The organism is Sphingobium abikonense NBRC 16140, assembly GCF_001598335.1.
Lineage (GTDB): Bacteria > Pseudomonadota > Alphaproteobacteria > Sphingomonadales > Sphingomonadaceae > Sphingobium > Sphingobium abikonense.
The window spans coordinates 1-1386 of record NZ_BCYT01000040.1; the positions used below are offsets into that span (position 1 = coordinate 1).

At 59.1% G+C, this 1386-nt stretch carries 2 protein-coding genes; both read right to left on the reverse strand.

Features of this window, described 5'->3' with window-relative positions:
* The coding region (locus SAB01S_RS17890; RefSeq protein ID WP_062734681.1) for a tyrosine-type recombinase/integrase at positions 1-581 on the reverse strand (581 nt) is incomplete at its 3' end.
* A 362-nt stretch (positions 582-943) separates the two neighbouring features.
* Positions 944-1369 carry an RrF2 family transcriptional regulator gene (locus tag SAB01S_RS17895; protein WP_009824050.1) on the reverse strand — a complete coding sequence of 142 codons (426 nt, stop codon included), beginning with the start codon at positions 1367-1369 and terminating at the stop codon, positions 944-946.
* Positions 1370-1386: the final 17 nt, after the last annotated feature.

Sequence of the window (1386 nt, forward strand, 5' to 3'; positions counted from 1 at the left end):
AGGTAACGCACCGTATTCTCGATCTTGCTATGGCCGAGCAATATCTGGACTGCGCGCAGGTTCCCTGTCGCTCGGTAAATGATCGAGGCCTTGGTTCGGCGCAGTGAATGGGTGCCGTACTCATTTCGCATCAACCCCACTCCCGTCACCCATTCATCAACCAGCCTTGCATACTGGCGGGTGCTAAGATGGCCGTTACGATCAACACGGCTTGGAAACACGTAATCGTCTACCGTGCCGCCACGACGTTCAAGCCATGCGAGCAAGCTGGTGCGGGTATCTGGCAGCAGCTCGAATTGAACCGGTCGTCCGGTCTTCTGCTGCATCACGATTGCGCGGGTGCGAATCTGTCCACCGCTGACAATATCGCCAATCTTGATCTGCACGAGGTCGCAGCCACGCAGCTTACTGTCGATAGCAAGGTCGAAGAGAGCTCGATCTCGCAAGCGGCAGCGCTGGTTGAGGTAGAAGCGGATCTCCCAGATCTGCTTCGGCTTCAGCGCCCGCTTGGCACCGACAGTGCGCCCCGCGTTCCAGACCTGACGCTTGTGGGATGCGAGTGTGTTCTCAGGCATGTCCATGTTCGTTCTCCGATGGCCAGAATTGGCCTTCTGAAGAACGATTGCCGGCCTAATGTGGAAATGCCTCTTGGCTCGTGCCGATCAGCTTGCGCCGCTAGCCCGTGGGTCTGCAATCGGCAGCTTTCGCCAGAACCACCCCTCCGATCAACGCAGGACGGTCTGTCGACAACTCGCACGAAATTCCAACATTCGGGTGCAACGACCGTCAGCAAAAAGTCGCCGTTCTAGCGTCTTGAAAACTGCTGCTAGAGGAACTGACGCGCTGTTCGGACAGCTGGGAGTGCAAGTCGTCCACGGCGTTTCGCCGCTGCAAGACTGATTGATCAACTATGAGCACTGTGCAGAGAGAATTACCTGCTAATTCATGCATCCACAGGCGCGAGGAGGTGTGAAAAATCGCCCTTGCGCGCCAGCACGTCGGCCAGTGAGTAGCCGTCGAGTACCTTGAGGAATGCCAGCAGCGCCTCGTCGAGCACGCTAGTGAGGCCGCAGGCCGGGGCAATCACACAGGCCCCGCAGCCAACCAGATCGAAATCGTCCTCGGTCTGGCGAACCAGTGCGCCGACGTTGATCTCGTGCGGCGGGCGGGCGAGGCGGATCCCGCCGTTGCGACCGCGCACGCTTTCCAGATAGCCCGCGTTCACCAGATCGTTGACCACCTTCATCAGGTGGTTCTGCGAAATGGCAAAGGCGCGCGCAATGACTGCAATCGAGGCCAGCTCGCCCGGCTGCCGCCCGAGGTATAGCAGCACCCGCATGGCATAATCGGTGTAGCGCGTCAGGCGCATCGCAGCTCCGCAAAAAT